This window comes from Candidatus Yanofskybacteria bacterium, assembly GCA_003514055.1.
Taxonomy (GTDB): Bacteria; Patescibacteriota; Minisyncoccia; order 2-02-FULL-40-12; family GWA2-44-9; genus UBA12115.
This window is the reverse complement of the sequence record DOSG01000001.1, coordinates 36,057-59,769: the sequence shown is the minus strand read 5'-3', so window position 1 is coordinate 59,769 and position 23,713 is coordinate 36,057. Positions and strand designations below refer to the sequence as shown.

The following is a 23,713-nucleotide window of genomic DNA, read 5'->3' as shown; positions in this document are numbered from 1 at the left end:
GCAGGCTAGTTTATCTTTTCTCCAAACTTATTATAGAAATCATTTATCATATCTATGATTTTATCATTTTGCCTCATCTCTGCTAAAATTTCTTCTGTCTCAAAAGTATTCTCGTCGCTAAAATTCATTTCCGTAAATAGAACTTTTCTACTCCCCGCATTAGGGCCTTCCACGAAATAATGTTGCAGTGCATTGTGCCATCTTTTTATAGAATCTTCGCCTATTGGATAGGCTAGCTCCTCTGCCAGTATGGAATCAAAATAAGAAGCAATGACTTTCCAGTCTTCTATTTTATTGTACAAGACCTCATCCTCCAACAGCTTGAGTGTTTGGATACTAATCCCATTCTTCGGAATCATCTTGTATATCCCAGCTTCCTTCAAAACTTTTTCCCTGACTCCATCTACGAATGAATGAAACATCATACCTGCCTGGGCATCGTTCTCTTTCTTAATATCTGCCAACAGGGGGCTTGTAAAATGCGTCTTACTTCTTTCAATTACTCCAAGATACCTTATATCCGGGAAACTAGTCCCAACAAAAAATTTTTCCCTAGAAAAAAGTGGAAATTCTTTAGAAAAAACTTTATTGGCTAAAACTATGTGGGTTATCGGTGCTGCCATAATAGTAAAATATTTACTGACCGTCTCGAGCAGGCTAAATAATATAATCTTTAACTAGTTTTTCGCCTTCCTTTGTATATCCCATTTTTTTGGCGAGAAAAGTTGTTAGCCCATCATGTTGCCTATTCTCGCTTTGTGCCCGAGAATTATCTGCGATTTCACTTCTTAATAAACTTGATGAAAACTTATCTTTATATTTTTTTATAATGTCTTTAATGATACCGTCTCTTAAGTACAAGAGAGCGCTGCCAAATCCCCTACCTTCATATTTCTCATCTGTACCGAATTCTCCATGCACGCTACTGGATTCAAGATTAAACATTAACCGTGTCATTGAAATCTCTCCTACGTTAAAACTGCTTCCATTTTCTAATTTAGCGCCTTGATAATCATTAAACAACCCAACTCTTACCCACACATTACCAGACTCTCTTGGGAATATTCCATATACCAAAGTAAATTTTTCTCCTTTAATCTCGAACGGCAACACGGATATCATCTCCATAGACGATTCAATTAATCGATTTCCATATTCTAAAACTGCCCTAATTAGCTCCTCTCTATCAGAATTGGGATTTTCTAAGCTCATAATTTATGTCTCGAGTGAAATAACCTATCTAAATTTAATACCTACCGCCTACTGGCGCTGGGCACTGCGCTCACCTACGTTCGCTTGCTGGACTCGTATGTCTAGTACGAGGCTGTTAGGGGTATTCTAAAGGTTTTTGAGAGCTTTAGCCAGCGACTAAACGAAGCTCCTTGGTCGGGGTAAATGAGACAAATGCGACAGTATAAAAAGGACTTAAGAACGTCCTATTGAGTGCTGGCAAAAAACTAGATCTAAACTAGAATCTAATCTTCAGAAAATCAAGTAATGATTTACGTCCTTTATCTTTTCTATAATATGCACCCTTAACTTTCTGGTCTCTTTTATTACCTTCTTCAATCTGGCGTTTAGACCACTTAGGTGCCCACTCAACAGCGTCATTGGTGATCCAATAGTGCGACTGGCATTTAAAATTCCAATTCCCAATCGATGGATATAGGGAGATTGCCTCACCGTTAAATATCAATTCCCAATCAGTTGGGGAAAAAGGGGTGACAACTTCATTGCCACATCCACAACAACATTTGTGGATGGCCGTGGCGTACTCTATAGAAACATAAATTACCCCATCATCTAAATGTTCCGGTATATTTTGTACAAATTTATGAGATAACGTCATTGTTGATTAGCTGGTTAACATTGATGCTATAGACGGAATCGTGCTCATTCCCAAAATCATGATAGACACCAAAAATCTTTTTCCATTTTATAACAGCAAAAGCGGCATTAAGTGCGTTCAACTCTGCTATTTGGATATTATTATGATAGTCTTCACTTCCATTATCGGCAAAAGAAATTCTTTTATCAATATGGTCGTTTTTGCCTTCCGTAACTGCGGTAGTCCGAACACTTCCAGTTAACTTGCCACCGACAGCTTCAATACCAACCCCAACGTCTATGAAGGGAATCTTCTTTTCTTCTAACTTATCGACGATTAACTTTTTACTTTCCCCCTTGTCTACGCATATAAAAACAAAATCCATTCCCGATAATTCTTCAGAAACTTCGGCGGTAAGGTGGTACTCATGAGGCGTAATATATTTATGCATCTTTGAGTAAACGCCATGCAGATAAGCCACTTTCTTTGGTTGCAATTCTAACGTTTCGATCGCAGGCGCTCCGGGAGCGCGAAAAGCATTGTGAGAGAGGAAGCCGTCTTGATCAAAAATATGGATTTCCTTAACTGGCGTCTTAGAGACAAAATCCAATACATATGAACCCGTACCCCCTAAACCGATGATGGCTATCTTAAGGTTCTGAAGTTTAGAAGTGATGTTCTGAATTTCTGCCCTACTTGAATTTGAATCCAAATAATTAAAAACCTCATCCGGATCATTATCTGTCCTCACCGGCCTAAATACCTTGGCCGTAACGGAGTGATCAATTGATTCAGCGGGTGCAGAAATTATTTTTGCGTAGGTGGCTATTTTTTCATAGTAATCTGGATAGCCATCGGTCGGCTTATTAGAGAAAGAGTGGTCAACTTCGACTCCTTCTACCAGAGTTTTCTTTTCGCTCGAATGTTGGATCCCTTTTATAACCAGTCCTTCTTTATCACAAGGATGTTCGCCATGAAAATGGATCACGTGATCTTGTGGCTTGGTCGTTTTATCCCCAGCTAGATCGCCAAGCGGGGTGACAAGAACCCCGAAAGCGATCTCCTTTTTCGAATTGACATATGGAATATGATGAGCCAAAAGATGCCCGTTCTTTACCTCGATATCATACCCTTCACTTCTGAGCCTTAATAGGTCAGAATTACGATTTATTAGTCTGTGTGACATTGAATATCATACCTTTCTTAACTTTAACAACGTCCCCCCTTACCATCGACCCTTCGTGATGAGGATTTTCGCCCTTTGAGAATGTCACAGTATAAACAACATTCTCGTCATTGGAATACGAACCGAAGGCTAGTACGATGACCTCCTCGTACGATATCTCCTTCTTATTCCAGACCTTCTCCCTGGCGTTTACAATAATGATTGTGTCCTTATTGTCGCCCCCGTCGTGTTTTTTGTCTTCGCTCATGGCTTTAGTCCTGTGCTTTGCACGCATTGCGGCTTGGCATCGGGGCTGATTAGTTTGTATACTTGAATTCTACACCTAGAGTTGATACCATATCAAGGGAATTAGATGTACCAGATGTTACCTGAGATAACATAATGGGTACAATTAATAACAATCGGTATAATCTATAACAAGTTACCAACATCAGCCTATTAAAGATGCAAAAGAAAAAAGATATAATTAATCCTAAGGACGCCACAGACGCTGAAATCAAGGCAGATATTGCCAAGAGAGTACGCGAGATGCGCAAGAAGTTGAATTTGAGTGCATCACAAATAGCTAAGAAGCTTGGCATCTCCCGCGAAGCGGTGACTCATATTGAAACAGGAAGAAATAACATATCGGCTGTATCTTTATGGAAACTTGCGACATTATTTCATTGCGATATAAAAGATTTCTTTCCTGCTATACCGGATGGTTTTGCATTAACTAAGGTCGACCTCCATAAAGTAGCTCAGGAGGACAAAAATGCAGCCAAATGGGCAGCAATACTTTTTAAAGATTGAAAATAATATTATGATTTTAGAAAAAATTGAGTCAGAAGTTGAAAAGATACTGAGCGATTTAGAAAGTAAAACATTACCAATTCCCGTAGAAGATATCGCTACGCGACACGGAATAAAGATAAGTCGTGCACCAAGTAAAGATTTCTCGGGACTACTCATCAGAAAAAATGGACACGCTTTGATTGGAGTAAATAGTAATGAAGCTCCAGTAAGACAGAGGTTCACTATTGCCCATGAGTTGGGGCACTATTTTTTGCATCCAAGGAAAGATGCTTTTGTTGATTATAGAGACAATAAAAAAGAAATAATGAGGACACCCACCGAAAGACATGCAAACATGTTTGCGGCAGCACTACTTATGCCTCAAAGCTTACTATCTAAAGATTTTATAAATATTGCCAAAGATGGTTTTACTGAGGTTGAACTAGAAAAGCTAGCTGAGAAATATCAAGTGAGTGAAAATGCAATGAGATTTAGATTAATCAACCTAAATCTTCGAAAGTAAAAGCTATAATAAGGTTCCTCTAACCTTATTCTCCTTAACCCTAGCAAGCTCACAGATCTCTTCGATGGAGGCACTATTTTGCTTTAGGCTATAGAAGTGATTTTCCCCCAAAAGAATGTACGCCCATTCGCGTTCTGACCTATCTTTTGCGTCTAGAGAATTAATACGTTTTATCCAATCAAGAGTAGCCAGCTGTTTTTGTTTAACATTTTCATCATTAATATCTTTCTCGGCCTTAGTTTCAATCACGTATAGCTTGTCCTTAGTTTTAACTATAAAATCCGGAGAATACGTTGCCATGAGACCATCAGTTCGTATATATAGAACTGTTGCAAATGAGTGATAGTATTCATTGACCTTCATAATGCTTTCAACGGCAGTATCTCCATCGATATACTCCATAAAATCTTTCTCAAAACCGCCACGATTTGATGGATATGGCAGACGCTCATAGATAGTTTTTACAATTGGTAGCGAAAAGTTTTCGCGCATTCTCAACTCACTAATTCCTGAGAAATAATTATGGTTCACTTTTGCCTCAGTTGGCTGGACAGACTGTTGCATCTCAAAAATTGCTTTGCCAATTTCTTTTACGATATGGTTAGTGATGAGACCATTTTTTAGAAGCAGTATTTTCCAATTATTATCAACGAATGGGTCAAATGGCTCACCGAAAAGTCTTTCTCTTATATACCTGTCTATTGTTTTGGCGATAAGGACGTTATTAATCTGCATCGCCGGAAACACCTTATTTTTTCTCTGGCTTATTCTTGCCATTCTATTCACTACGCAATCGACTATTTTCTGAAGATATTCATTATAGCTCTGTGATTTAAAAAGATTGGCATCAACCACATACTCACCAAAACGAGTTTTGACGGTCATCTCCTCGGAAATAAATTGCTCCCCATCTTTACTGAAAAACTTCTTTAAGTCTTTTGTTTCGTAGGCAGTAAACTTTTCTAATTTATTTATATCAATTTCAGACTCAACTAGTTCTTCGTCGGCATCCTTAATAATCACCGGCCAAGACAAATCGTAGTCTTTGTAGTTTGATTTAAGGCCAACTCTGATAATATCGCCGAGGACTTGTCCTCCTTTGGGATCATGCTCCAACTCACCAAGAAGACCTTCCTTGAGTAATTCGTCATAAAATTGGATAAAGGCTGGATGCTCAATAATGGTGAGTAGGTCAATATAGCTATTTGGTTCTTTTTTCTCGACAAGAAGTCTTCTCCTGTTCTCTGATTTTATTTCCTCAAACTCTGGTTCACGCCACATAATACGCAAACCTCTACCAATAGTTTGTTCAAGCAAAATAGGTGCGGATGAAGAACGTAGAGGTACAATTACGCAAATATTATTTACATCAAATCCCTCACGCAACATAAGGACCGAGACAATAACTTTAGGTCTCGAGTGTTTATCTATATTAAATAAGCGTTGTTTAATTTCAAACCATTCCTCTTCTGATACTTCGCCTTTTCTATTAGAATCAACTCGCATCACATCTTCCTCACTAAGACCTTCACTTCTCAAAAAATCCTCAATGAATGGAGTAACTGACGTATCCTCACTCATAACAAGCATCTTGGGGTGTTTATTAGAAACCCCATTCTTATCAGCCGTAAAATCCACAAAGCTCTTTTCTAGAATACGCAACTTACTTAGTCCTGCTCGCAACATCATTTTCTGACCGTCAGACAATCCAATAACTTCTCCGTTTTCTCTTATGGCGTTAAATTCCAACGGCAAATCCGTGAGCTCTTTTCTCTTATCAATAGCTATCGTCTTAACGAGACCGGAACGTATCGCTGTTTTCAAGTCAAAATCCACAATTATATGTGGGAAATAATGCTTAACTCGATTTTGTCCGCTACCAGTTACATCATACGGGGTAGCAGAAAAATCCACTTGGATAAATTTGGAGCCCTTATTTTTTGCTATAGAATTAAGACTCTTCTGCCATTCAACTTCCTTTACCTCTCCATATGATTTATTTTCGTGGATGTGATGAGCTTCATCATTAAACGCAACCAGATCCGGCAAACTTGCAAGATATTCAATTTCTCTACCGCTTAAATACTGAGCATCCAAAGAATCTATAGAGTTACCTCCAGACACACCAGGTCTTATTGGAAAAACATCCTTTATGATGCCACTTACATCATCTAGTGGCGTGCTACTTTCTTCATGCTCCTCTTCTTCCATAAACAGATGCCAGTTGGCAATTGCAATGATACCGGCCCCAGTAACCTTGCTACCAATTTCTTGCTTGCGAGCCACATTATTTTGGATGAATCCAAAAATATCTTCACGGAAACTTAGTGGTGCGAATAAGTCTCGAAAGTTGTATATATCAGAAGTCTCAAATGCTCGCTCCCCGTTCTCGTCTTCTTTACCAAGGTATGCGTCAAGAAGTCGCTCATACACAATAAGCCCAGGTGCGACCAGCAAGAAATTTTTAGAATATCTCCCCGATGGCTGTTCTTCATATTTTGCATTCAAATATTGCCAAATCAAAAGAGCGTTCATAACTAACGTTTTCCCAGTACCCGTGGCCATTTTTATTCCATATTTTGGAATTTCATACTTTGGCTTCTTGAATTCAGTCATATCGAGCTCCGAGAGAAGCTCAAACTCTATATTTTCATAGATATCTTTGACTGCTTTAACACCCACAATCTCGTGCAGATAGATCGTATTTAGTATGGCTTGCCGTTGCCCTTGGTGAAAATTTATATTTCTAGTTTCAACATGAGACTCACTAAACCAAAAAGTCAGTAACTCTCTTGTTACTGGTGTAACTTTGGATAATATTTCTCCGCTCGCCCATGCTTCATTAACTTTTTCCGTCAGTACTTTGGCAAGGCGGAGAGGGACATCGCGTGTCCCAATGTTAAGTGGTGTTGGCATAGCTAAATTTCTTTTATAACAACACTTTCAAAACCAAAAACATCGACGGCTTTAACCGCTATGGTTCGTTTTGATTTTTTAGGCACAATAATTCTGGCTTCTCGGATAACATGAAGCTCATCTCTATCATTCTCTATATTGCCACGATAATCTTGCCATCTACTACGAAAAGTTTCGCCATCGTAATCAGGATCTACGCTCCAATACTCGATGAGAGCTAGTGGATCTTTGGCAATGATTCCCGATAGCTTCTCTCTATCTTTGTCATCAAGTGGTACATTATCTGGCGATAAAAGCACGTAGGTATCCAATGGAACTATAATCTGCTCTTCGTTTTCTTTGGTAGTATTTTCTTTTCTGATTGGCTTGAGAGACAAGTATTGTAGTGAGGAAAAACGCACCTTTCCACTATCTACAAGATTTTTATAACTAGCTTTTGTTTTCAATTTATCTAATAGATCTGGAGGGATGACCAAAACTTCTAATTTATCGTCATTAAGTGATTGGATTGCTTCTGTAATATCGTAAGTGAAATTCCAACCCAGAACTACCACTTTTTGCCAACCACCCATAAACGAATTGCGTAATTCTTGTGCACGTTTTAAGGTTGCGAGACCCGTCATCTTGTTTGGAGAATCTACTAAAATTAATGTTTTACTCTCCTTAATGTAGCCGAGATTCCTTTGGTGTTGCTCTACGTCAGCAAAAGGTATTGCACCAAATAACTGGAGAACAACATGGGATAAATCCCCAACTCTTCGATACATTTTCGAGCTTGAGAAAACCTCCTTTTGGTAGTCTCCGATGGCTTGGTATAAAAATGGCTTTGAGTTCTGGTCAATTAACCGTTTCCTCATAATCATTGCCGCTGGCTTGCCAAGATCAGAAATAATCCAATTACGATTAAGTTTTTCTGCTGCTGCGGCAGTAGTGCCAGATCCACCAAAAAAGTCGGCAACCACATCGCCTTCATTCGATGAAGATTTGATTAATATTTCCAACAAAGCTTCGGGTTTCTGGGTATCGTAACCTATGCGCTCAGAATTGGTAGATGCCATAGTTGGGACATGAGAGATAACGTCGTTAATCTTTTTACCATCCTCATTTGGGTAAGTTTTTCCATAGTATATAGACCCGTCAGTTCTAACTCTTTTTATTTCTGCGTATCTCTTCCCCTCCTCATCGATTTTATTATATCTTCCCAAACTTTCATCTTTGTATGGTTGCCCTTGCTGATTCCATATATAATCTTGAGATTTCCCATAAAAGAAGATCGAATCGTGGGAATGTTGAAAAATTTTCTTGGATTCAGTGCCTCTGAAACCTTTATTCCAAATAATCTCGTTTATAAGATTACTTTTCCCGAAGACATCATCTAATAATGCCCTAACATAACACCCAACATGCCAGTCAATGTGCACATAGATTGTTCCCTTATCAGACAAAAGTTCCCGCATTAATACAAGTCGAGGATAGAGCATCTTTAAGTATGACACTGTGCCGTCTTTCCAAGTGTCAGCATATGCAAATTGCTCGATAACCGTCGGCTTCTGCTCTAAATCAACACCAGGAAGAGTCACTTTCGTGCGATAGTCAGCCTTTGAATCAAATGGTGGATCTATATAAATCAAATCAATCTTGCCTCGCATACTAGGAAGTCCACTGGATGGATCGCCTGCAAGCAATGCTTGCATAGCTAAAAGATTATCTCCGTAGATAAGTCGGTTCATCCATTCTTTTTCATTTACTTCGGTTACTTGTCCTTGGAAAAGTCCAGCTGTATCTTTAGCGGGCAGAACAAGCTCATTTGTTTGAAGCCCGAGTTTACTGGTACTTGAAAGCCGTTCGAGAATCTCCTCAACCTCTTTTCTGCCATCAGCAACAATTTTAGGTAGTTCTTCTATGAGAGATTTCTTCATTAATACTAGTTTAGCTTAATTTCTCTGTTAGATAAAGGGCCTTTATGGCTGGAAATCCCATTCGATAATAATGAGTGCGGACAATGGAATGCCGCAAGTTATTACGCCTTGGATAAACTTTTCCTGTGCTTTGGTAAGACGGTCCTTTTTGGATCGTTTGGCTTCGCAAAATAGGATTTTGTCATCTTGCCAAACAACTACATCGAAACAAGCTTTCGTTTTACCGGCCATCCAGATTCTCTTAAGTAGTTTTTCTTTTTCTTCAGGTATAGAAATATGTTCTGGTTTAAGTGACCAGCTGGTGGGCATAGAATTTAAAAAATGAGTACCGCCATATGCTTCAACCCAAACACCCTGCCAGCCATTTTTCAAAAACATTCGTAATATTGCGAGCTCGGCAAAACAACCTTCGCCATCAAAATCAATAATCGGCTTTCGACCAAAATCAAAAACGGGCTTATCGCCCTGCCATGCTTTAAACTTGAGGATATATTTCTTTACCTCGACTGAACTCCCAGAAGGTAAAATAATTGTCTCCTTATCGGATGGATAAGAATCAAGAAACCCAAGAGCGTCGCCCTTGGGTTGAATATTGTTATGCATGCACTCTAGCGGGTTTTAAGTGCAAGACAGAGAGTCTGGACGCAAAAGACTCCCCGCCCGTTGCGATGAAACCTTTCGGCTTCACCCACATCCCTTTCGAGACGTGACCCGCTAGAGCGACTCCGGACGAGGAGTCTTTTATTCTCTAGCGGGATTTTTGACCATATCCTGAGACGAATCTTAGGGGTTAGGTCTGAATTGTTAAGGGTATTTTAGCAGTTTGAGAGCTAAATGACCACCCTCCCTTCTACCTTAGTATTGAGGGGTTGCGAAGGGGCCTTACCAACAGTGGCCCAATTTACGTTATTGACAGTATTTACACATGTGGTCTTATCCACAGTTAGGTATTGCTCATCTTTTGGGTGGATATATAATGAGGATAATTCTTAAGCAGACTCCCTAAATTGTATTGAGCGATCTGGTCGATCTCGCTCTATTCAATTGGGAGTCTTCTCTTTTTGAAGACCTAAACTGATACCTAAACGGACATATAAAATAACAACCTATGTACCGTCATGTCACAACTCAAGATAGTTTACGTACCGTTAGCATCGCTTCGTCACCCAGAAAAAAATCCAAGACGCTGGACGAAAGAAGCCACCGAACAACTTCAGGAAAGTATCAATCGTCATGGAATAATTGATCCACTGATTGTAAATGATGCCCCCCAATCGAAAGAACATTATTATTGGTGGTAACTTTAGAGCAAAAGTATTGAAAGAGATGGGAATCAAAGACGTTCCTGTTGTCTACATTACTGTATCAGACCTCAAAAAGGAATCTGAGATTATAATCCGACTAAACAAAAATGTTGGGGAGTTTGATCTTGACCTCTTAAAAGATTTTGACGAGGCATTTCTCGCTGATATCGGATTTGATAGCCAAAGCCTCGACAACATATTTGCCGTTGACCCCACTCCCGAGCAATTCAACATCAAGAAAGAATTAGAAAAGCTCAATATCATGGAGGTCAAAATACAAAAGGGCGACATCTATGAATTGGATGGCAGTCGGCTTGGGTGTGGAGATAGTACTGTAGAATCCGAGATGCTTAAACTGATGGGTAAAGACAAAGCAGACCTATGTCTAACTGATCCTCCTTACATTTTAAACTACCTCAAAGGCAAGACGAAAAATGGAAAGCCTGTGGAAGGCTTTGGGTTAAAGAAAAACCGTAAGTACTTAGAGACAGATACTCTGCCGGATAACTTCACTGAACTTTGGATGGCTGGTATAGCTAAAATACAGAAGCCTGATTTCTCCATTATCATCTTTGAGAATCCGAAGAATCTTCGAACTATCTGGAATGAATTGGAAAAGCATTGGCGCTATCGCAACACCATTATTTGGCATGTCCCTAATAGGGTTCAAGGCTTTAGTGCTAAGTATAAGTTCTTCAACAAAAGCGACATCGCTGTGGTGGGTACTTCTGGAGATGTTCCCCTGAATACCGAACCGGAAACAGATGAACTCTTCCAAAGCGAATACGAGACAGCCCTCTATGCCACTGCGGGCAAACCGCACTGGGAGGGGTACAAAAAAGGCGAACAGATTTGTCCGACTGACTTCATTGAGCATATCGCCGCCGATGAAAAGTCATCAGGGCAAGGTATCATCTTCGGTACCAAGCCACTTGAAGTTCTCATTCCTTATCTCAAGGTACTTACTAAGCGTGGCGACCTCGTGGTAGAGCCGTTTGGCGGCTCAGGCAGTACGCTGATTGCATCAATCAAACTTGGTCGTCGATGCTACCTCATGGAGAAGTCTCCGACCTATGCCGAGGTTATTAAGGCACGTTGGGAAAAACTAACTGGCAAAGTAGCTACAAAAATTAATTAACCTATTTATCCTATGGGTAAGAAACAAAAATCTACCAAAACGGATAAAAAAGCTGAAACCATTGCCGCTCGAATACTAAAACAAAAACAGGAACTAGTTATAGAGCTACGCAAACAACCCGTTCTCCAGATTGCGTGTACTCGTATCGGTGTAAGCCGATCAACGGCATACCGTTGGATTAAAGATGATGCTATCTTTGCAGATGTCTTTCAGGAATCTCGCAGAGAAGGTAAAGACTTCATTTCTGATATGGCTGAGAGCCAGATCATCAAGAAGATTGGTGATGGTAATCTTGTGGCTAGTATTTTTTGGCTTAAGACTCATAGGAAAGAAGAGTTCACCGAACACATGAAGCACGACCACGGCATCAGCGTTGATAATACATGGCATGACCTTACACCTGAAGAAGATAAGCAACGAGCCGCGGCTTTGATTCATATGTTCGCTCCGATGTTCTCCTTCAAGATGACTCCCAAAGACCTTAAAGAAGCCATTCGGAGAGAACACGAGAGGATAGATCGAAGGGTCAAAGAGTCCGAAGCACATAAAGAACGAGTACGGAAAGCCTTAGAGAGTGATCTTGAGGGTAAGTAATCTTAACTTAGTTATATTAAAACAAAAGAGCCCCGCACAGAAGATCGTACATTTCTGTACGGGATCTCTCTTGCGGGGCTAAGCCCCCTTACTGGTGGTTGCGAACCACTGCTGTGCCTGCGTGAGGTAGGACGACATCTTGATGATGTCGAGGTCGTCCGTCTCCTTGTCGCGCAGTTGACCTTCCGCATCGATGTTCAGATCAGGAAAGTCATCCAGCAACGGATTGAGCAACGCCATGGTGTCTGGGCCGAGACCGCCAGCGACGCCGAGATTGATGTCGAACCCTCGGCTGGCAATCTCTTTCAGGTAGCTGAGTGCTTTCTCGGCGTCGAAGGGCTGGCCCTTGCCGCCGCTCGGATCGATGAGAACGTCGTTGATCACTCTGACCGAACCGCCGTAGTGACTGATCATGTCAGCGAGCTTCTTTGGGTCGTGGTCGACTTTCTCCAGCGCATGACCACCGACCTGCAAGACGAGACGCTGTTCCCAGTGAGTCGACGCGTGGAACTTCTCGATCTCGCTCACGTGCGGCCACGCGACGTTGAGCTGGAAGCCGTCGAGATTCGGACCATACATGTGCGCGAGTTTGATGAGTTGTTCAGACAGCGTCTTCGGCTCATCCGTGTTGTAGTGAATGAGGTTGACCGCGCATTCGTGTCGCTGGAAGACCTTGTACGCGTCGAGCTTCTGTTTCTCGAACAGCTCGGTAATCCTGCTGTCGACTTTCGGATAACGGCCAGGCCACTTGTTGATCTTGCCGACGAGCGTCTTGGAACTGACGAGCACACCCACCATGAGCTTGCGGTCTGACGATGCCTCAAAGCACCGCAGGCCGGCACGGACTTCTTGTGGGGTCATAAACCCCGTCACACCGATATACAATGGAGCTCTCACGAATCACCTCTTTGAAAAAGGGCTACTATTGTTGAGATTTTAACAAATTTAGCCAACCTTGTCAATCGTAAAAAGATATGTTAATATATAGGTACGGTAGCCAACAGTGTCATGGAAGCACGGCTGTTCTACGGAGATTGAGGCCCCGCCTCTTCGTTTCGACGAAGGGAAGGCGGGATATGACCCCTTAACTGGGGACTGGAGAATTAAATGCCCTCCACGCTCAATTTCTAAGTTAGTATGGGTTCAATTCCCATTTGACTACTGCACATATGCCCGTGAAAGACCCACACAATCGTGCAAGTCTTCGCGGGCTCTTTCTTTACAATAAAACTTACCAACTCAGGTCTGGACGATAGAACAAGGTCGCGTCATCAATGTTGGTATGGAAAACACACAACAAGGCAATTTAGGGACTTATGGGGAGTCTTTGCGGTACTGTCTATATGCCCGCAAGTCGAGTGAATCGGACGAGCGACAGACGATGAGTATAGATAGCCAGATTAAGGAGATGCTCCAACTGGCTCAAAAGGATGGCTTGCAAGTGACAGATGTAAGACAAGAATCCCATTCTGCCAAAGCGGCCGGACAACGGCCTGAGTTTAATAGACTGATTCAGGATATTAAGAACGATAAATTCAATGCCATCCTTTCTTGGGCACCAGACCGCCTCAGCCGTAACGCTGGAGACTTGGGTTCAATAGTCGACTTACTGGATCAAAAGCTTCTAATAGAAATTCGGACATACGGCCAGAGATTCACAAATAGCCCGAGTGAGAAGTTCCTATTCATGATTCTCGGGGCACAAGGCAAACTAGAAAACGATCAGAAGGGTGTAAATGTAAAAAGGGGCTTGCGGGCTAAGTGTGAGATGGGCCTCTGGCCTTGTCCTGCTCCGACTGGATATCTTAATGAAATGAGAACGGACCGTAAGGGTTACATAATACCCGATCCTGAGCGTGCTCCGATTATCACACAGATGTTCGAAAAGGTTGGCAATGACGGTTGGAGTGGTCGAAAAGTATACCGATGGTTGCGAGAAATAAATTTCCAGACAATACATAACAAACCGATCTGGGTTTCTAGTGTTCAAAAAATATTGAGTACTTCTCTTTATATGGGTGAATTCCAATACCCTGCCGGTAGCGGTACTTGGTACAAAGGTCAGCACGAACCCCTTATCAGTAAAGAGTTGTACTTGCGCACCCGCGAGGCAATGAAGCGGGAAAGTGAGTTCCGCTACCTATCTAAGGACTTCGCATTTACCAGACTCATGCGATGCGGACATTGTAGCTCGGGAGTTACGGCCCAAGAAAAACATAAGAAACTCGCTGGCGGTGGCATAGCCACTTATATCTACTACGGCTGTACTCGGACGAAAGATATTAATTGCCCCATCACCTATCTTCGCGAAGAAGATCTTATTCTTCAACTCATTGGTCTGATTGATACGATGAGTCTGGATGAGTTGGGACTCCGAAATCATCTCAAAGAAGATATCGAACGGCATCAAAACTTTCAGGCAATGCTAGGCATTGAGAGGCAAGAATTTAAACTACAAGATTTTGATATAAAAAATTACGCCAAACACGTATTAAAATCCGGAGCAACAGATGAGAAGCGTCAAATACTCTCTCATCTTAAGAACCGGATAGTCCTTAAAGACAAGGTGCTAACGATAGAGTAATCTTAAAATTGGGGATGGGTTTTCTTGTGAACCCCTACCATACTGGGGTATTTTTCTACCATTTCTTGTTCCGAATAATATCTTTCAATATGACCATTCGGATGAGCTATAAAAATATCTTGAGTATTTGTTCCGTCAGGCTTTTTATAAAGCAAGCCTAGCCCCAGAGGTTTGTTCTCTTGTGTCGCCCAATTTTCTTTGTCATAAACAAAGTAGCTTGCCGCAAGATAATCATGGTCAGGCGAACGCTGATTTATTCCATTCTTCTTCAACAGTTCAACTAACTGGTTCGTCGCTTCATGGTCCGAAATCTTCCCGCCATACATGGCATCAGTGATAGCTTTCCATTCATCGTAAGGCATAGACATCGGGAATCATTTTAAATATTTTTCTATATTACTCAAATGCTCTTCGTATGTCTCCGCACAGTGGATTATTCCCGACTCTTCGTGGAGATAATATAGACACTTTGTCTCAGTTGAATTCAGCGTAGCGTTAATAGCGTCTATGCCAGGATTTGAAATCGGATGAGGCGGTAATCCTTTATTCAAATAGGTATTATATGCTGATTGGATCTGTTTATCTGCTGGTTTAATCGGTGTCCACCAACCCTGAGCAGTTTTTCCACGAGCATACTGTACCGTCGCATCCACTTCCAATTTCATACCTTTGAGTAAGCGATTCCAAAGTACCCCAGCAATTAATGACATGTCGTCTTTGCCCGCGGCTTCTCTTTGAACAATCGAAGCAAGTTTAAGGGCAGTATCCCATTTAATATTTTGTTTCAAAGCTTCTTGAGCAAATGGTGCAAACTTTTCTTCAAAGTGAGCTCGGAGACGATTTGCTACCTGAAGCGGTGTCTCATTGATGGGGATGAGATAAGTATCGGGGAAGTAGACTCCTTCCATATAATCATACTCCATTGCCGTATACGTGGTAATCCATTTAAGCTTATCCTCATCGCTCCACTTAAGAGTCATTGCGAGAATATCGGCTATCTCTTCTTTTCGTAGCCCTTCAGGAATCGTAACCCATTTCAAAGTCGGCTCTCCGTTTAATATCTTGGCAATCTCCCAAACATTCATAGATTTGGAAATCTGATATGCACCAGATCGAATTTCTTTATTCCCACGCAAAGCAAAAGCTATCTGGAACCCCAAAGAACTCTTAACAAAGCCTTTGTATTCCAAACTTTGAGCGACATTACCTTTGCTTGATAGATCAGCCTCAACCGAAAATATTTCTAAGCCAGTGTTATTTTGGGGTGCAGTAAATAAGGCCACATAGGAAATAAGGGCTAGAATAATTACTCCTACAGACAGGGCAGCATAAAATCCCTGTTTTCTAGTTAGACCAAGCGAGGTTAGTAAGTCGTTTAATTTTTGATTGATAACCTTAAAATTCATAAGTAATTATTATCATTATGACAGAAAGTGAGCAAATATAAAACCGCCGATATCGGCGGTTTTAGGTCTTGAATGCGGCGCTCAGCCAGTATGCCTCAATGGAATAGCAAGTGAGGCGAATATCGACGCACATAGGGCACCTCGATACTCCCAACCTTGGCTGCCGAGCTACGATTCGAACTAATTATAGATGGGTCGTTAAGTTACTTTCTTTTTGCTAAATATTGCACAAATAAACTTTTATCATCCTTGACTATCATCTCAATTCTTTTATCTATACTGCCTGCACTATATTTTGATTACGATCATTTAAATCCCAACTTTAGTTGAATTCTTTCTGATCTCAGGGATAACATATTTTTTAAAATAATCCGAAAGTATCTTACTTTTTACAGAGCCAGCTATATACCATTCGGCAGGATAGCCCATAACAAGCTCGTACCATTTTTGTCCAACCATATCACTATTGTCCCTAAATCGAAGTGAAAAATTATGTAATTTCAATTCTCCATCTACAACTCTTTTTACATCATCCTCGGCTATGGGACCCCTTTCGGTCGGTTTTGGAGTAAGAATTCCTGCCCCACCGAATAAACCCATGCTTTCGGCGTAATCGGTTTTATTTTTTCTAGTAGGCCCAAAAATATAACGATAGCCCGGCACGGCATGACCCCTCTCTAACATAAAGCGTGGATGCTCATCGTCTATAAGAGTATCTTTACCGGAATAATAATTAATATCATCACCGTGCGGAAATTCTGTTTTATTTGGCCCATCTACGTCATCCGGCCAGAATTGTTTCAAGGCTCTTAAAATATCATCATCGGTTCGCTCGCTAATTGGCTTTGCGTCACCGGGACTTACGCGTGGCTTTGTTTCATTGTAGAAATTAAGGGTTATTCTAATAAGATCTTTGGTTTTTCTTATGAGGCCATAAAGCATGAACGAGTCGCTGGCTACGCCCAGGCCAAATGATTCTATAATCGCTTTTACAATCTGGGGATTGCGCTCAAGTTCTTCGTCTAGCCCCTGGAGTCTGTCTTTGGGAAGAGTGGTTTTTTCTTGTGCCATTTCTTCGGCGATACGGCTATGCACGATTTTAGTAAAATCACCTAGTTGTTCTGGCAAAATTTCTCCCTTTAATCTCTTGTTTTCTATAACATTAACCAGCAAGCCATCTCTGTTTTCCTGCTTTGGAATAAGATTATCAATCGTTTCTGGTTTTTTCTCTAATATTGGTTCTGGCTGTTTGTTTGGAATTTCATTAGTCATAATAAGATGAATTATACACTATTTCTAAATTAAATATAACCATTTAGGCTACCCAGGTGCCTCCAACCCCAGTCATTCATCTCGAACCATAACGATTGGGTCGTCTATAGATCAATTCGATTATCAACAGTATAAGTTGTATTTGTAATACAAACGTAATACAATCGGCTTAATAACACCTAATCACTACCCATGGAAGACACAAACAAGGACTACATTATCAATCTTCGCGTATCTCGTGCTACCTACGAGAAGATAAAGCACAAGGCCAAAGAGAATAGCGAGAGCATCTCGACTCTTATTCGCAAGGCTATTAGCGACAGTGCTGAAATTATAGATGATTTATCGGGAGAACTATTTCAAAAGCAAGACAAGTTTAAAGATATTATCGGCTATCACCGCTTTAAAACGGCTCAAGAGTTGGAATGCTCTCAATGCCAATCGAAAATACCTGCCGGAGAAACAGCCACTGTTGGTGAAACTGAAAAATCTAAGAAGTATTTCTTCTGCAAGAATTGCAGGCCCTAGCATGGAAAAAATTCGTCGTTCATTGCAGATCTCATCCACGAGTATTAAATACTTAGCGCTGTATAAACTTACTAAGCATCGAAACAAGACCCTCGGTACTCGGCTTCGTCTTGCCTGTGAAGAATTAGGATTTGTATTTATCAAGATCGGTCAAATTTTGAGTACCCGTTACGAATTATTGTCTCGTGAAGATTGCACTGAGTTGCAAAAACTTCTAGATTCAGTTCCGCCTATTCCGTATGAGCAAGTGGAGAAAATCTTCCTTGAAGATTTTAAAGTCACTCCAGAGACCATATTCCAAAACTGGAACCCTATCCCCATAGCCTCGGCCTCTGTCGCCCAAGTTTATAAGGCGCATACTCTAAAATATGGAGATGTGGCCGTGAAAGTTCGTCGGCCTAGTGTAGAGAAAAATATACGATCTGATTTGGCGATACTTAAACGACTCGGCAAGATTGCTCAGATATTTTCAAAAAATCTGCGACGAATCAATCTAAACGAGATCTTCAACCAAGTTGAATCATGGCTGTTGGCTGAGATTGATTTCAGAAATGAAGCCAATAATCTAGATCGGATATCAAATCAGTATCATGGCAAGATGAGAGAAACTATTGGGGAATATGCCGATAGCATGATCTTCGCAAAAGTTTATCGTGATCTTTCGTCCGATCAGATTATCACGATGGAATTTATTGAAGGCATTCCAGTTAGGAATTTTAAATCAATCGAAAACAATCCTCTCTATAACATTAAGGGTTCGATTAAGTCATCTATGGGGGCAATTATGCGGACGTGGCTTAATGGCGACGAATTTGCCTTTCATGGAGACCCTCATCCTTCAAATTTACTCATTCTTCCTCATGGAAAATTGGCCTTCTTAGATTTCGGTCTTTTAGGTTATCTCAGCAAAAAAGACACTCGGGAGACTAGAGATCTTCTATTGGCTATTTATGCTCAAGATTTAGAGGCAACTATTCGGACTGCCCTGAAAATGTGTGGAGCATCATACGAGAAATACAGACCGAGAATTAGGGAAGACGTAAAAGAATACCTAGAGACCACGAAAGACAGTGCCATGGGATTCTGGTTCACCGGTATTGCTCGAATATTTATTAAACACAGGATTCCATTCGCATACCATGTCATTCTCATTGGTCGAATGCAGGCCATCGTCGAAGGCCTATTTGAAACCGTCATACCCGGGACCACCACGATTGATGCTTTCGGCGATGAGATGAAAAGAGGTCTTCGACAACAGATCTTCAATAATCTTCTAGAGACTGACCTGGGCCCCATTTTCTATGCTCTGAGTGAGCAGACCAAAAAAAGTCCGAAGTTAATCGCCGGATTGATTGATACGTATTTTAATGACCCAGCTCGAGCTCTGCGAGATTTTAAAACTATAATTAGAGCTTAGTATCCATTTCATCCATCTCCGCTATGATAGAGGCGTAAAGCTCGGTCTTTCCTTCATTATCGGCTTGAGTAGCGGCGGCACTTAAGCTGTCATAGGCTTCATCGATATATCCGGCCACAAAGAATAATCTGCCACGGCGGATATTCATCTCAATTCTCGAAACAGATTCCGGATTTTCATTAAATTCGCGCTCAGTGACGCGTACCCATGAATCTAGCATTGTCCTAGTAGCTGGGTCTTTTGGACCATGCGAATGTAGAGCATCAATTAACTCTTGATCGGGCAACTCTTTTTTGCTCAACGATGGAAATTCTTGAGACATATGTTTTTAAATAAAATCGCTTGAAACGTGTTTAATGTTGTACTTATTAATCTTGTTCCAATAGCTTTCTTTGCTCGAAAAGAATAAGCCGGCACATCTAAATTCCATACCGCACCTAGATACGTCATCAATTATCTTTTTGCTTACTTGAAAAGGAAAGACCGCCTCAAAATATTTATAATTCTTATCCTTGAGTTTTGCGAGGTCATAAAATTTACAGAAAATATTGCCATTCATAACTTTTACAAACTCTTCTGGCATATCATTAAAGCGTTCTAAAAAAGACACCGAGGACAACGAGGTGTTGCCGAGAATGACTTTTTTATATTTTTTGCCTCTTAGGGCATCTAAAATATCTGTCTTGGTAATGGATTTACTTTTAAGATCAAGGACAATAATTTTATCTTCCGGTATTACCCCTAATATTTCTTCAAGAGTGTCTACGTGGTATCTCTTCTTAATATCGAAAAATATCCGAGGGATTACAAGATAAAGCCAATATTGCATTAGAGTTCCATGATAGCAGTAAAGTATTCCATCCTTAGATTTTCTAACATCGATTTCAATAATGTGAATATAATCTTTGCGGACAGAAAGCGCACAGACTTCCTTAGAGTTTTCTCTATACATCTTCTCGCATTCTTTATTAAAACAACCCTTGTGAGCAAGTACAATTTTATCTTGTAAATTTATTGGCATAATTATTTTCCGGTAAATATCTCAATGGTCCATGTCTGCTCAAAATCATTCTTTATACGATCGCCCCAATACTTTACAATAAAATCTGGGTTTATCCAATATAAAAAGGCCCTCTGGGCCTTTATTTCTTTTTCATAGCGCGTATCCTCGCGCGAGATAACCTTCTAGCTTGAGCGACTCTAGCCCTACCAAGAGCCTTGAATCTTGGCACAAAAAAGTCATGCCACCATCTCTCAACAAACTCCTCTCCGCCAGTATGTTGGTCGACCATCTCCCATTGATTCTTCCAGTCTGCATGCGTTCTATCGAAAAAATGGATCATGGTCTTATCAGCGATAATTTCTTCAGTTTTTACCTGTTTCTCGAGTCTACTAAAGATCCGCTGCACCTTTTTTCGCAGACCACTCATCCTCGTGGGAACAATAAAGGTAACTGGTTCCTGAAACATACTTTTTACCCTTCAGTCAAGTAACTGGCCGTATCTTAACACTAACAATTTATAATTAAAAGAGCCGCGCAAAGTGCGGCTCTTTTAATTATAGTAGGAATTACGATGATTACTATGTACTAAGTCTGGCTTGTTATGTTTAGTCTGGGTCGACTCCCAGCCCTTTCAAATCTTCCCTATCAACTTCTCGTAAAAGAATCCTTTTGTAATTAATCAACCGTTCCTTCGCCATAACCGGAACTATTATACCGTAGACCTCTTTTAATTCACTGCTCGAAAAATCATTTTCTGAGACAATCCATTCTTTGCTTATACTATTAAATATTTTCTTGCCTTGTGCCCCGAGGAAATCAATCACCTGCCCCATACATTCTATGGTCATGCCAATGACATCCCATTTTTCATCTTTATAATTACGCAGTTCGTGAGTTATGCATGCTCTAACTTCAGGTACCAATTCGGGAAGTCTATTTGTCGGCAATGTTATATCTATATCATTAAGCTCCCTATTAACACCATAAATTCGTGCCGCAAATCCTCCACCTATCTGGAAGGATATGTTTCTTTTATTAAGGATTTCGACGATCCATTTTAGTGCCGACTTCGTGCTCTTCATTATATTTGCTGGCTGCTTGGTCAGACGTTGAAACTATCTCAAAATCTCCAACAACTCAGGAAACTTCTCATTTATTAAATTAAAACCTATACAAAAGTGGCCTTTATTAGTAAATCTATGCACTCGAACACCGTGGACCCTTTTTTCGATCATGTCGGCCGTATCTAATTCATCCTGTTCATCATCCGAAGAAATAAATAGGTGCAATTCATCAGTTTTAGAAACTAAATTTTCATCAACTTTAAAATCAAAGAAGCCTGGAACAGTGTCGTCTGCTTCGGTATTAATCCACGGTGCAACCAAGACTACCTTGCCAACTTTCACATTATTCTCGCTTAGCCATCTAACTAAAAAGCCGCCGCCACAACTATGACCAATTAAAATAGTTTGTTCATCTATAATAAATTGCTCAAATACTTTTTTCCATTTCTCGTAATCTGGCCTAAAAGGCTCAGGCATTTCTGGTGTTTGTGCCGCCACGCCTATTATCGAAAGTTGTTTTTGTAGCCACGGGAACCACTGATTATTTGAAGCGACTGGGGTGTTTACATCAAGGTACTCCTCTTTTGAAGGCATACCGTGAATAAGAATTGCAGTTTTCATATTTGAACTATTATTTCAACGCTCTTTGAATACCGAACCTGCCTCAACATCTAAATCGCTTATACCCCTTCACTTCGTTCAGGGCACTGTGCGCTCCTTTACCTTATGCTCCCCTTAGTCGTCTTAATGAGGGAGCGCTTGCTGCGGACCGTAGAGGCTGTCAAAACCTGGATCGATAGGAATCGTGACGATTACTACATCCCAGATCTTCTTCTAATATAACCCATCACCAAACTAATCTCAATTTACGTAATTATACTACTTTGAATATTTATCAGTAACCTCTCCCGTTATCTCTAATAGTTAATAAAAATAGCCCGATTAGGGCTATATATTAAGGATGGATTCCTTGTCTCGGGCAGTAGGACCACGAGAAGTTACAACTATCGGGACTGGAATATACTTCTCCAGATACTTCATATACTCTTCAAAGACGCCCTCTCGACGGAAGAGCCTATATACGGGGGTACTAGTGAATAACCCATCGGTCATCAGACGTCCGCTACCGATTATCCTGTCTTTTGTCAGGCCTTCTGCAGTATTGTAGGCAATACATACTCGCAACTCATCCAGCTCGCTGACACGGTCGAGATTGGTAACCACCACACCGTCCAGCTTGCCCAAAATATCGAAGCCTCGTCTAAGCGCAACGAGATCTAGCCAACCAACCCGGAAATGACCTTGCCACTCGTTCTGAACGTTATGTTCGCCGACTAGCACGCTAGAAGGCAGAGCAGCCTCGCTAACAAATGGGCCATTACCATGTCTCGTAGCGAAAGCCCTTGTGATACCAAGCTTCACAATACGACCATCGTAACCAGTCAGCAATTCATCTGCGTTTGCAAATGAACAGTTGGATCTGGTTATATACGGCTGGAAGCCTAACTCACGATCAAGCAAGGCACCTTGTGCACCCTCGAAAACTATATTACCCGACCTAGAAAGTAATTCGCTTAGATATCGGCCATCGTCGATGTTCGGAATAATCACTGAAAAAGCGGAATACGATTTTAAGCATCGCTCAAACAGTTTATCCGAATTAATTTCGGCGATTCTATCGGTGACTGCCTTATCGGTACTAAACTTGGCGACCATCTCGACGAAGCTCTTTTTCTTCGCTTGAAGAATTCTAAGCTTTCTCTCTAGCACCCAGGGATCTGATAGGTCGCTCATCGTCAGACAATCCACGGGATCGTTGGCGAAAGCCTTCATGGCGTCGCCGACACCCATCCCACAACTGCCAAGCCTGCCATCGCCGTTTATCAATTCCTGGATCTGTCCTGCTAACTTATGATACGGCGTAATAATCGGACAGCTACCGCTAATGATCAAGCGATCTAATGCGTCGCCAAAACCTTTCCCAGCTAACACATCGTATTCGGACATGAGTCTCATTGGGTCAATAAACATGAACCGACTGAGATATGTCCAGACGCCCGGCACCAACGTGCCAGAACCAAACTGAGCGAAGCAATGATGGATACCATCTGGCGTAACAACATTATGTCCGGCCTGCGATCCACCGTTATAGCGGATTACAACGCTGGCGTCATATTGTCGAACCAAGTAGTCTACGGTCGTACCCTTACCCTCGTCTCCAAAGACAAGACCACCAACAACAAAAGCTCGTTTCATG

Annotated in this window: 25 protein-coding genes; 7 read left to right on the top strand and 18 right to left on the bottom strand. The window is 41.1% G+C overall.

Annotated elements, in window-relative coordinates; translation table 11 throughout:
* Positions 1-5: 5 nt before the first annotated feature.
* The 5 genes from DEG18_00315 to DEG18_00295 all read right to left on the bottom strand — a co-directional run bounded on the left by DEG18_00315 (position 6) and on the right by DEG18_00295 (position 3,261).
* A complete protein-coding gene (locus DEG18_00315; protein HBX58043.1) occupies positions 6-623 on the bottom strand; it encodes a hypothetical protein in 618 nt (205 codons plus the stop codon).
* Between the two features lie 34 nt (positions 624-657).
* On the bottom strand, positions 658-1,212 hold the full coding sequence (locus tag DEG18_00310) for a hypothetical protein (GenBank protein HBX58042.1): 555 nt from the start codon (positions 1,210-1,212) through the stop codon (positions 658-660).
* A gap of 256 nt (positions 1,213-1,468) precedes the next feature.
* Positions 1,469-1,849 (bottom strand): hypothetical protein, encoded by a 381-nt coding sequence (locus DEG18_00305; protein ID HBX58041.1) that lies wholly within the window; start codon positions 1,847-1,849, stop codon positions 1,469-1,471.
* Entirely contained in the window at positions 1,833-3,014 is a 1,182-nt protein-coding gene (locus DEG18_00300) for a hypothetical protein (GenBank protein HBX58040.1), read from the bottom strand. The genes DEG18_00305 and DEG18_00300 overlap by 17 nt, the downstream gene beginning before the upstream one ends.
* A complete protein-coding gene (locus DEG18_00295) occupies positions 2,989-3,261 on the bottom strand; it encodes a hypothetical protein (GenBank protein HBX58039.1) in 273 nt (90 codons plus the stop codon). The genes DEG18_00300 and DEG18_00295 overlap by 26 nt, the downstream gene beginning before the upstream one ends.
* Before the next feature lie 197 nt (positions 3,262-3,458).
* Between DEG18_00295 and DEG18_00290 the strand changes: the two genes are divergently transcribed.
* Both DEG18_00290 and DEG18_00285 read left to right on the top strand, forming a co-directional pair.
* Positions 3,459-3,806 carry a hypothetical protein gene (locus DEG18_00290; protein ID HBX58038.1) on the top strand — a complete coding sequence of 116 codons (348 nt, stop codon included), beginning with the start codon at positions 3,459-3,461 and terminating at the stop codon, positions 3,804-3,806.
* A complete protein-coding gene (locus DEG18_00285; protein HBX58037.1) occupies positions 3,769-4,311 on the top strand; it encodes a hypothetical protein in 543 nt (180 codons plus the stop codon). The genes DEG18_00290 and DEG18_00285 overlap by 38 nt, the downstream gene beginning before the upstream one ends.
* A 3-nt stretch (positions 4,312-4,314) precedes the next feature.
* Here DEG18_00285 and DEG18_00280 read toward each other — a convergent pair whose 3' ends face one another.
* From DEG18_00280 to DEG18_00270, 3 genes are read right to left on the bottom strand one after another with little or no spacing between them, the layout of a single operon-like run.
* Positions 4,315-7,227 (bottom strand): restriction endonuclease subunit R, encoded by a 2,913-nt coding sequence (locus DEG18_00280; GenBank protein ID HBX58036.1) that lies wholly within the window; start codon positions 7,225-7,227, stop codon positions 4,315-4,317.
* Positions 7,228-7,229: 2 nt separating this feature from the next.
* Positions 7,230-9,146, bottom strand: a complete 1,917-nt coding sequence (locus DEG18_00275) for a site-specific DNA-methyltransferase (protein ID HBX58035.1) — start codon at positions 9,144-9,146, stop codon at positions 7,230-7,232.
* A 42-nt stretch (positions 9,147-9,188) separates the two neighbouring features.
* Positions 9,189-9,749, bottom strand: coding sequence for a hypothetical protein (locus DEG18_00270; GenBank protein HBX58034.1), 561 nt, complete (start codon positions 9,747-9,749; stop codon positions 9,189-9,191).
* Positions 9,750-10,264: 515 nt separating this feature from the next.
* Here DEG18_00270 and DEG18_00265 point away from each other — a divergent pair.
* Genes DEG18_00265 through DEG18_00255 form a run of 3 tightly spaced genes read left to right on the top strand, consistent with a single transcriptional unit; the run spans position 10,265 to position 12,182 of the window.
* A complete protein-coding gene (locus DEG18_00265; GenBank protein ID HBX58033.1) occupies positions 10,265-10,447 on the top strand; it encodes a hypothetical protein in 183 nt (60 codons plus the stop codon).
* The gene (locus tag DEG18_00260; protein ID HBX58032.1) at positions 10,407-11,588 is read left to right on the top strand and encodes a hypothetical protein; all 1,182 of its coding nucleotides are present in this window, start codon (positions 10,407-10,409) and stop codon (positions 11,586-11,588) included. Before DEG18_00265 ends, DEG18_00260 begins: the two co-directional genes overlap by 41 nt.
* 12 nt (positions 11,589-11,600) lie before the next feature.
* Positions 11,601-12,182 carry a hypothetical protein gene (locus DEG18_00255; protein HBX58031.1) on the top strand — a complete coding sequence of 194 codons (582 nt, stop codon included), beginning with the start codon at positions 11,601-11,603 and terminating at the stop codon, positions 12,180-12,182.
* 78 nt (positions 12,183-12,260) lie between these two features.
* Here the strand turns inward: DEG18_00255 and DEG18_00250 are convergent, their stop codons facing one another.
* Positions 12,261-13,079: a hypothetical protein gene (locus tag DEG18_00250; GenBank protein ID HBX58030.1), complete on the bottom strand. Its 819-nt coding sequence runs from the start codon at positions 13,077-13,079 to the stop codon at positions 12,261-12,263.
* A 385-nt stretch (positions 13,080-13,464) separates the two neighbouring features.
* Here DEG18_00250 and DEG18_00245 point away from each other — a divergent pair, with 385 nt between their 5' ends.
* Positions 13,465-14,766 carry a hypothetical protein gene (locus DEG18_00245; protein HBX58029.1) on the top strand — a complete coding sequence of 434 codons (1,302 nt, stop codon included), beginning with the start codon at positions 13,465-13,467 and terminating at the stop codon, positions 14,764-14,766.
* Positions 14,767-14,768: 2 nt separating this feature from the next.
* Here DEG18_00245 and DEG18_00240 read toward each other — a convergent pair whose 3' ends face one another.
* The 3 genes from DEG18_00240 to DEG18_00230 all read right to left on the bottom strand — a co-directional run bounded on the left by DEG18_00240 (position 14,769) and on the right by DEG18_00230 (position 17,444).
* Positions 14,769-15,134, bottom strand: coding sequence for a hypothetical protein (locus DEG18_00240; GenBank protein ID HBX58028.1), 366 nt, complete (start codon positions 15,132-15,134; stop codon positions 14,769-14,771).
* A 6-nt stretch (positions 15,135-15,140) separates the two neighbouring features.
* A complete protein-coding gene (gene mltG / locus DEG18_00235) occupies positions 15,141-16,172 on the bottom strand; it encodes an endolytic transglycosylase MltG (GenBank protein ID HBX58027.1) in 1,032 nt (343 codons plus the stop codon).
* A 309-nt stretch (positions 16,173-16,481) separates the two neighbouring features.
* Entirely contained in the window at positions 16,482-17,444 is a 963-nt protein-coding gene (locus tag DEG18_00230; GenBank protein HBX58026.1) for a hypothetical protein, read from the bottom strand.
* A gap of 337 nt (positions 17,445-17,781) precedes the next feature.
* On the opposite strand from DEG18_00230, the gene DEG18_00225 reads away from it, so the two are divergent.
* Positions 17,782-19,389 carry a hypothetical protein gene (locus DEG18_00225; GenBank protein HBX58025.1) on the top strand — a complete coding sequence of 536 codons (1,608 nt, stop codon included), beginning with the start codon at positions 17,782-17,784 and terminating at the stop codon, positions 19,387-19,389.
* Here DEG18_00225 and DEG18_00220 read toward each other — a convergent pair.
* The 6 genes from DEG18_00220 to DEG18_00195 all read right to left on the bottom strand — a co-directional run bounded on the left by DEG18_00220 (position 19,379) and on the right by DEG18_00195 (position 23,712).
* Positions 19,379-19,711, bottom strand: coding sequence for a hypothetical protein (locus tag DEG18_00220; protein HBX58024.1), 333 nt, complete (start codon positions 19,709-19,711; stop codon positions 19,379-19,381). The genes DEG18_00225 and DEG18_00220 overlap by 11 nt on opposite strands.
* 6 nt (positions 19,712-19,717) lie before the next feature.
* Positions 19,718-20,410 carry a hypothetical protein gene (locus tag DEG18_00215; GenBank protein ID HBX58023.1) on the bottom strand — a complete coding sequence of 231 codons (693 nt, stop codon included), beginning with the start codon at positions 20,408-20,410 and terminating at the stop codon, positions 19,718-19,720.
* 121 nt (positions 20,411-20,531) lie between these two features.
* Entirely contained in the window at positions 20,532-20,858 is a 327-nt protein-coding gene (locus DEG18_00210) for a hypothetical protein (protein HBX58022.1), read from the bottom strand.
* A 139-nt stretch (positions 20,859-20,997) separates the two neighbouring features.
* A complete protein-coding gene (locus DEG18_00205) occupies positions 20,998-21,474 on the bottom strand; it encodes a hypothetical protein (protein ID HBX58021.1) in 477 nt (158 codons plus the stop codon).
* 33 nt (positions 21,475-21,507) lie between these two features.
* Positions 21,508-22,077, bottom strand: coding sequence for a hypothetical protein (locus DEG18_00200; GenBank protein HBX58020.1), 570 nt, complete (start codon positions 22,075-22,077; stop codon positions 21,508-21,510).
* A gap of 327 nt (positions 22,078-22,404) precedes the next feature.
* Entirely contained in the window at positions 22,405-23,712 is a 1,308-nt protein-coding gene (locus tag DEG18_00195) for an adenylosuccinate synthetase (GenBank protein ID HBX58019.1), read from the bottom strand.
* Position 23,713: the final 1 nt, after the last annotated feature.